This is a genomic window from Streptomyces sp. NPDC007162, from assembly GCF_040634175.1.
Lineage (GTDB): Bacteria > Actinomycetota > Actinomycetes > Streptomycetales > Streptomycetaceae > Streptomyces.
Genome location: NZ_JBEYFC010000454.1, coordinates 1 through 7,237, shown reverse-complemented (window position 1 = coordinate 7,237; position 7,237 = coordinate 1). Strand labels below are relative to the sequence as shown.

Below are 7,237 nucleotides of genomic sequence, written 5' to 3'. Positions count from 1 at the left end.
GCACGACATCGTGGGCCACAACCTGGCCGTCATCATCACCCTCGCCGACGCCGGCGCCTACGCCGGCGGCAACGCTCCGGACCGCGGCCGGGAGGCGCTGCGGCTGATCGGTGACACCGGCCGGCAGGCGCTCGGCGAGCTGCGCCGTGTGCTCGGGGTGCTGCGGGAGGCGTCGGACGGCGCGCGGGGCGAACCCGAGCTCAGTCCGCAGCCGGGCCTGACCGACCTCGACGCGCTGTGCGAGGGGGTACGGGCCGCGGGTCTCGAGGTCCTCTACCGGACCGCGGGCGATGTCGAGGCCCTGGACAGCGGGGTGCAGCTGGCGATCTACCGCATCGTCCAGGAAGCCCTGACGAACACCCTGAAGCACGCCGGCGCGGACACCCGCGTGAACCTCGCGATCGTCGTGGACGAGACGCGGCTGACCATCACGGTCCAGGACACCGGGCCCCCCGGGGCCGGCCGCCGTACCGGCCCGGTGAACGAGGAAGGACACGGTCTGGTGGGCATGCGCGAACGGGCGGCTCTCTACGGCGGGAGCCTCACAGCGGGCCCCGCCGACACGGGATGGACGGTCGAGGCCGTCCTCGACCTCACACCCCAGGGCGGTGGCCGGTGACGACCGTACTCATCGTGGACGACCAGCCGCTGCAGCGGTACGCCTTCCACCTGCTCCTCGACTCGGTCCCCGAGACGGACGTCGTGGGCGAGGCCGCGCACGGCACGGAAGCGGTCCGCATGGCGGCCGAGCTCCGCCCCGACGTCGTCCTCATGGACGTCCGGATGCCCGGCATGGACGGCATCGAGGCGACCCGCCGCATCACCGCCGCGGGCGACCGCTCCCGCGTCCTCGTGCTGACCACCTTCGACCTCGACGAGTACGTGCACGCGGCCCTGCGCGCCGGAGCCAGCGGCTTCCTCCTGAAGGACGCGCGCCCCGAGGAGCTCATCGCCGGCATCCGGGCCGTCGCCACCGGTGACGCGGTGATCGCGCCCTCCCTCACCCGCCGCCTGCTGCACGAGTTCTCCCGCCTCGTGCCGCCCCAGGCGGGAGATGCCGGCGAGAACCCGAAGCTGGGCGCCCTGACCGAACGCGAACGCGAGATCCTCGTGGCCATCGGCAGAGGCTGGAACAACAGCGAGATCGCCGCCCGCTTCGTGGTGTCGGAGTCCACGGTGAAGACCCATGTCGGCCGGGTTCTGGCGAAGATCGGCGCCCGCGACCGCGTCCAGGCCGTGATCTTCGCCTACGACCACGGCCTCGCCCGCCCGCACGCGGAGTGAGCCGTCGGCGCTCCGCAGGGGCCTACCCGGGCAGGCCGGGCACGCCGTGTTCGCGCAGCGGGCCCACCTGCCAGCCGTGGGTCCGGCAGGTGTCGAGGATGCGGGGCAGGGCGGCGAGGGTGGTGCGCCAGGAGCCGGTGGCGGAGGTGCAGTCGGAGTCGTGCAGCAGGATGGTGCCCCCGCCGCGCAGGTCGCGCAGGACGGTGTCCTGCACGGACCGGGGGGTGGCCCGGCCGCGCCAGTCCTCGCCCCAGCAGGTCCACAGCACGGGGGTCAGGCCGAGGCGCCGGCAGGCCAGGTGGGCGGCGGTGGTCAGCACGCCGTAGGGCGGCCGGAAGAGTGTGGGTGGTTCCCCGGTGACGCCGGCCACGGCGTCCCGGGCGCGGGCGAGGTCGTCGTAGGTGGCGCGGGGGCCGCGCAGCAGCAGCGGTCGGTGGTGCCAGCCGTGGACGGCGAGCTCGTGCCCGGCGGCGGCCATGTCCTTCGCCGGGCCGGGCGAGCGGGACAGCATCGAGCCGAGCAGGAAGAACGTGGCGCGCACCCGGCGTGCTTCGAGGAGGGTGAGGAAGTGCGGGGTGGACAGGTGGTCCGGGCCGTCGTCGAAGGTGAGGGCGACGTGGTCGGGCCGGCCCTGCCCGGCGAGGCGGGGCATGGCCCTGTTGCGCAGCGGGCCGAAGGTGGAGATCACGGGGGCGGCGTGCAGGGCGGCGAGGGCGGGCAGTGCCGCGGCCGAGGCGAGCGCGGTGCCGCGGGCGAGACGTGACGGGGTCATCGTGCGGCTCCGTCCAGGTAATGGGCCACGGCGGTGAAGCGGGCGGGGGTCTCGTTGTAGGCGTGGGCGAGCGGGGCGGCGACGCCCAGACAGACCGTGGCGGTCACGGCGACGGCCGTCAGGGGGCCGCGCCGTCGGCCTCGCAGGCGCTTGGGCGCGGGCCGGTCGGGCGGGGCGATCGGGCTGGGCCGGCGGTCGGTTCGGGCGGCGATGACGGGTACCGGTCCGGGGGCGCGACGGTGCAGGGCGAGCCCGGTCACGCGCTGGGTCCGGCCCCGCGGTCCGTCCAGGAGTTCGGCCAGTACGGGTCCGAGGTCGTCCGGGTCGCGGATCCAGGGCGCCAGGCCCGCCTCTTCCAGGGCGGCGGCGTTGGTGTGTCCGTGACCGGGTATGCAGCGGTAGCTGAGCACCGGCAGCCCGGCGGCGAACGCCTCCAGGGAGGTCAGTCCGCCGGCGTTCTGGACCAGCACGTCGCAGGCGTGCATCAGTCCGGGCATGTCGTCCACCCAGCCGAAGGCGTGCTCGACGCCGTCCCGGCGCAACTGCTCCGCGAGGCTCTGGTTGCGTCCGCACACCACCACCGGCACCGCCGCTCCGGTCCGCCGTATCTCGGCCGCGGTGCGGCGCACGGCGCCGACTCCCCAGGAGCCGGCCACCAGCAGGGCCAGGGGCGTGTGCGCGGGCAGGGCGAACCGTCGGCGTGCGGCGGCCCGTTGCCCGGGGGCGGGCGGGGTGAAGCGGGGATCGGTGACCGGGCCCGCGACGGTGACGGCCGCCGCGCCCCGCGCGTGTGCCTGGGCGGCCGGCACCGGGTGCACGGCCAGGTGGGCGTCGATGCCGGGGGCCACCCACAGGGCGTGCACGGAGAAGTCGGTCAGGTAGGTGAGGGCGGGAACCGTCAGCAGGCCGCGCCTGCGCAGTGCCCCGAGGACCTGGCCGGCGCCGGGGTAGGTGGACACGACCGCGCGGGTGTCCGGCGCGAGCGCCCGCAGGGTGCGTGGCTCGGCGGCGCGGAACAACGCCCGCCACACGGCGCCGGGACGGGACGCCCGGTCGGTGGCCGCGTACAGGCGCTGGTAGCCCTCGGGGGCCCAGGTCAGCATGCGGTGGTAGGCGCCGCACAGCAGCCGGCCCGCACCGGCGGGCAGCAGGTCGAGGAAGTCGTACCGGTCCACCTGGAAACCCTGCGCGGCCAGCCTGGCCGCCAGTCCCGCCGCGGCGCCGTCGTGTCCCGCTCCGACACTCGCGGAGATGATCGCGATCCGGCCGCCGTCGGTCGCGCCCTGCGGCGGCGCGAGGGAGGGCGGCGGTGCCGGCTCCGGCACCGGATCCTCACAGTGGAGCACGGTCGATCAGCCTCCTGACGGACTACGGACCACGGGCGAGGAGCCACGGGGCATGGGGCACGGCCGGGCGACGCCCGGTTCGGACGGCGCGGGGGCAGGCCGGAACAGCGCGGCCGCGCGCACCGGGTCGGGACGCGACCGCGGTGGCGCCGCGAGCTGAAGCTACTACATGATGTAGAACTTAGGGAACGGCCATCCGGGCGGGAAACGGGGCGACTTGGCGCCGCGGGCCGCCGCCGACGGCGGCCCGACCCGTCACCGGCAGGACGAACGCCGACTCCGCCGGGCGCCCGCCATCTACAAGATGTAGTAGATTTACCCGGCGATCATCTCGCCATCACCGCGACATCACCGAGATGTCACCGGCAGACGGAAGGACGTCCCGCTATGACCGCGGCCGCCACCGCGCAACTGGCCTTCGACGGATCCGGCATCGACGGCTCGTGGTTCACCTCGGTCACCGACCTGGCCCGCGACACCAAGTGGCTCAACACGCCGATGGAGGTGTGGACCAACGTCGGTCTCGGCGTCTTCGCGGTCCTCATGGTCATGGGCTGGTGGCGGGCCCGGCGCCGGGACGCGCGGGCGATGACCCTCGCGCTGGCCGCTCCGGTCGCCGTGCTGACCGCCTTCGCCGCCGCCGAGGTCATCAAGAAGATCGTGGCCGAGGTACGGCCCTGCCGCTCGCTGCCCCACGCCTACCTCGTGGACAGCTGCCCGGCGCCGACCGACTACGCCTTCCCCAGCGGACACGCCACGGTCGCCGCCGCGAGCGTGGCCGCGCTGTTCCTGCTGGACCGCCGGCTGACCGCCGTCGCCGCCGGGTTCGCCGTGGTGGAGGGCTTCAGCCGGGTCTACGTCGGGGCCCACTACCCCCACGACGTCCTCGGCTCCGCCGTCCTCGCCCTGCCCGTCGCCTTCCTCGTCAGCCTGGCGCTCGGCCGCTGGGCCGCCCCGCTGGTCGGCTCCCTGAGCCAGGGGGCACTGCGCCCGCTGCTGACGGCCGGACCCGCCGTCGTCCCGGGGGCCGCCCCGCAGGCCGCCCCGGCGGACCCTCGGTGAACTCCGCCGCCCCGGGCGGCGTGCTCACCGGGAGACGTAGGCGTACACCCGGCCGTCCAGCCGGACCCGCCGCCAGTCCCGGGCGTACCGTGGCGGCCCGCCGCCCTCGGTGGTGATGAACGCGACGGGCATCCGGCGTGCGGTCCGCACGAGGGCGGCCGGCGTGGTGTTCTCGTTGTTGCCGCCGGTGTCGGCGGAGGCGCATCCGGCGTAGAAGGCGACCGGTATCGAGGGTGCCGCCGGGTCGTTCCCGGTGAGCACACAGGGCGCGCGTACACCGTGGTCGTGCAGGGCCGCGGCCACCCGGGCCCAGCGCTGGTGGCCGGCGGTCGTGTGGTCGACCAGGCGCTCCAGCACCACCGCCTGGACGGCCAGGTGCCCGGCGACCCCCACGGCCACCGCGGTGACGGCGAGCGTGCGCCAGTGGCCGCGCGGCGCCGACACCAGGAAGAGCAGCGCGCCCGCGACCGGCAGGGACAGCAGGGCGTAGGCGGGCAGCAGGAAGCGCGGGGCCGCGTAGCCGATCAGGAAGAGGTAGGGGAAGGCCGCCGTGGCCGCGCAGGCGCCGAGCAACGCGGTGGGGCCCGCGCGGCGCGCCCGGACGGCCACCACGAGGCCGAGCACGGCGAGGACCGGCAGTACGAACCACCACAGGGTCACGGCCGCGTTGGGCACCGCCCCCGTGCACGGGCGGCACAGCGTACGGCCGCTCAGACTGCGCACCTGGTCGAGAACGGCGTCGTGCCATCCGAGGCCGCCCTGGACGTCGGAGCCGTCCGACAGCCGCCGGGCGAGGCCGCCGTAGCTGACGTACGCCTCGACCACCCACTCCGCGGCACCCGCCGCCAGTCCGCCGAGGAGCGCGAGGAGCGCCCGGCCGTGCCTCCACCGGCGTACCGCGACCAGCACCGCCAGCAGCGGCAGGCACACCCACACGGCGTCCGTCGGGCGCATCAGCGCCATCAGGGCGGCGCTCGCGGCGAGCCCCCAGAGCGGCCCCGGGCTGCCGCGGTCAGCCTGCGCCCGAAGGAAGAAGCCCACCGCGGCGAGCGCGGCGAAGGCGACCCAGAGGTTGGGCATGACCTGCGGGCCGTAGTACAGCGTCACCCAGAGGGACGCGAACAGCCCGCCGCCCAGCACCAGCACGCGGACCGGCAGCAGGCCGCGCCAGGCGCGCAGGGCCAGGAACAGACCGAGGCCGGCCAGCACCGCGAGGTACACCCGCAGCAGGGGCGTGGACGACGACCAGGAGGCCACCGGCGCGACCAGCAGGGAGACGCCCCGGGCTCGGGGAGCGCTGAAGAACGCGGCCGGGGCGTGCCCGCTGACCTGGCTGACGTAGACGGACTCGTCCCAGCCGAGCCCCATCCCCGGTCGTACGAGGACGAGTTGGGCCACGGTGTACACGGCCGCCACCGCGGCGAGCCAGGTCCCGTCCCGCCGGTACCACGGCGCGGCGTCGGACGGCCGGACGGCACGGGAGGCCGCCGCGTACGAGGTACCGGGCATCAACCCACCTTCACCTACTACGAAATGTAGTTCTACGGTCACCCTACCGGGTGGAGTACCGACGGCGCGTCGGGGCACACCGGCCATGCTCGGTCGGCCGGCACCCCTGTGCACGACGGCGCGCAGGAGGGAACGGCGACCGCGGGACGGGTCAGAGGTGCCGCTGGGTCGGTTCCGGGTGGTCGCGGCCCACGCAGCAGCCGTCCGGGCCGGGCTCGTCGTCGCGGTCGTGGCCGGCCCGCGCGACGGTGGCGGCGGTGTCCGCGGGGGCGTGCGCCGAGCACAGGGCCCACTGTGCGCTGTCCAGCATCCGGTCGCTGTCGGAGGCGGCGTTGACCAGGCTCCCGCAGCAGACCGCCAGCAGCAGACCGCCCGCGAGCAGGGGCAGGCTCCGGCGGGCGGGCGGCGGGGCCATCAGGGCCCGTACCCGCTGGGGCACCGCCCCGCCGGTCAGGGCCAGCGCGGCAGGACGGGCCGCGCCGGCCGAGGCCAGGGCGGCGCGGCCCACCGCGTGGGCGACCACCTCGCGGCTCCCCACCCGCTCGGCGGCCTCCTCGTCGGCCCAGCGCTCCAGGACGAAGTCGCCCGCCACGGCCACCGGCCTCAGCAGGGGGGTGAGGGCGGCCGTGAGCCGCCACACGCTCTGGAAGACGTGGTGGCGGCCGCGCAGGTGCGCCCGCTCGTGGGCGAGCAGGGCCTCGCGCTGGTCGTCCTCGAGACAGCGGAGCATGCCACGGGAGACCACGATCCGCCCCGGCGAGCCGGGGAGCGCGAAGGCCAGCGGGACGTCGTCGTCGAGCACGGCCAGTTCGGTCGCGCCGGGCAGCAGGGCGCACTCCCGCCGGGACCGGACCAGCCGGCGGCCCTGCCCGACGGCGGCGACGCCCAGGGAGACGACGCCCGCCGCGAGCACCAGGGTGCTGCCGGCCGCGACGACCAGGTAGACGGGGTCCTCGGCGCGCAGCGCGGCCACGGACCAACGGCCCTCCGCCGCGATCTGGGGAATCTGCGCCACGCCGGTGAACGCCAGCAGGGCGAGCGACCCCGCCCAGCCGACCGCCGTCACCAGTGCGGCACAGGCCAGCGCCCAGGCCGCCGGGCGCGGGGGCAGCCGGCGTGCCACGGGAGGGGCGAGCACCGCGAGCGCGGCGGTGACGAGGAGCGGGATGTAGACGTTGACCAGCACCGGCTCACCGCTTCCCGTGCGGGCTCTTGCTCTCGGCGGGCGGGTCGGCGGGCCCGGACAGCAGCTGGTCATGTCCTT

The 7,237-nt window shown here is 75.7% G+C and carries 7 protein-coding genes; 3 read left to right on the top strand and 4 right to left on the bottom strand.

Annotation, left to right across the window (positions count from 1 at the left end):
- Together ABZ646_RS35755 and ABZ646_RS35750 are read left to right on the top strand one after the other, a co-directional pair.
- Window positions 1–619, top strand: a 619-nt coding sequence (locus ABZ646_RS35755; RefSeq protein WP_360528531.1) for a histidine kinase, incomplete at its 5' end; no start/stop codon positions are given.
- Complete coding sequence (locus ABZ646_RS35750) at window positions 616–1,284, top strand: response regulator transcription factor (RefSeq protein ID WP_360528528.1); 669 nt, start codon at window positions 616–618, stop codon at window positions 1,282–1,284. The genes ABZ646_RS35755 and ABZ646_RS35750, both read left to right, overlap by 4 nt.
- Window positions 1,285–1,306: 22 nt before the next feature.
- Here the strand turns inward: ABZ646_RS35750 and ABZ646_RS35745 are convergent, their stop codons facing one another.
- Both ABZ646_RS35745 and ABZ646_RS35740 read right to left on the bottom strand, forming a co-directional pair.
- Window positions 1,307–2,056, bottom strand: a complete 750-nt coding sequence (locus tag ABZ646_RS35745) for a polysaccharide deacetylase family protein (RefSeq protein WP_360528525.1) — start codon at window positions 2,054–2,056, stop codon at window positions 1,307–1,309.
- A complete protein-coding gene (locus ABZ646_RS35740) occupies window positions 2,053–3,402 on the bottom strand; it encodes a glycosyltransferase (RefSeq protein ID WP_360528522.1) in 1,350 nt (449 codons plus the stop codon). The genes ABZ646_RS35745 and ABZ646_RS35740 overlap by 4 nt, the downstream gene beginning before the upstream one ends.
- Before the next feature lie 387 nt (window positions 3,403–3,789).
- Between ABZ646_RS35740 and ABZ646_RS35735 the strand changes: the two genes are divergently transcribed.
- Complete coding sequence (locus ABZ646_RS35735) at window positions 3,790–4,464, top strand: phosphatase PAP2 family protein (protein WP_360528519.1); 675 nt, start codon at window positions 3,790–3,792, stop codon at window positions 4,462–4,464.
- Window positions 4,465–4,488: 24 nt separating this feature from the next.
- Here the strand turns inward: ABZ646_RS35735 and ABZ646_RS35730 are convergent, their stop codons facing one another.
- A complete protein-coding gene (locus tag ABZ646_RS35730; RefSeq protein WP_360528534.1) occupies window positions 4,489–5,832 on the bottom strand; it encodes a hypothetical protein in 1,344 nt (447 codons plus the stop codon).
- 292 nt (window positions 5,833–6,124) lie between these two features.
- Window positions 6,125–7,237, bottom strand: a 1,113-nt coding sequence (locus tag ABZ646_RS35725; protein ID WP_360528516.1) for a M56 family metallopeptidase, incomplete at its 5' end; no start/stop codon positions are given.

Excerpts from the sequence above, each read along its gene's own strand:
- ABZ646_RS35730 (WP_360528534.1), bottom strand. The coding sequence starts at position 5,832 with ATGGGGCTCGGCTGGGACGAGTCCGTCTACGTCAGCCAGGTCAGCGGG.
- ABZ646_RS35745 (WP_360528525.1), bottom strand. The coding sequence starts at position 2,056 with ATGACCCCGTCACGTCTCGCCCGCGGCACCGCGCTCGCCTCGGCCGCG.
- ABZ646_RS35735 (WP_360528519.1), top strand. The coding sequence starts at position 3,790 with ATGACCGCGGCCGCCACCGCGCAACTGGCCTTCGACGGATCCGGCATC.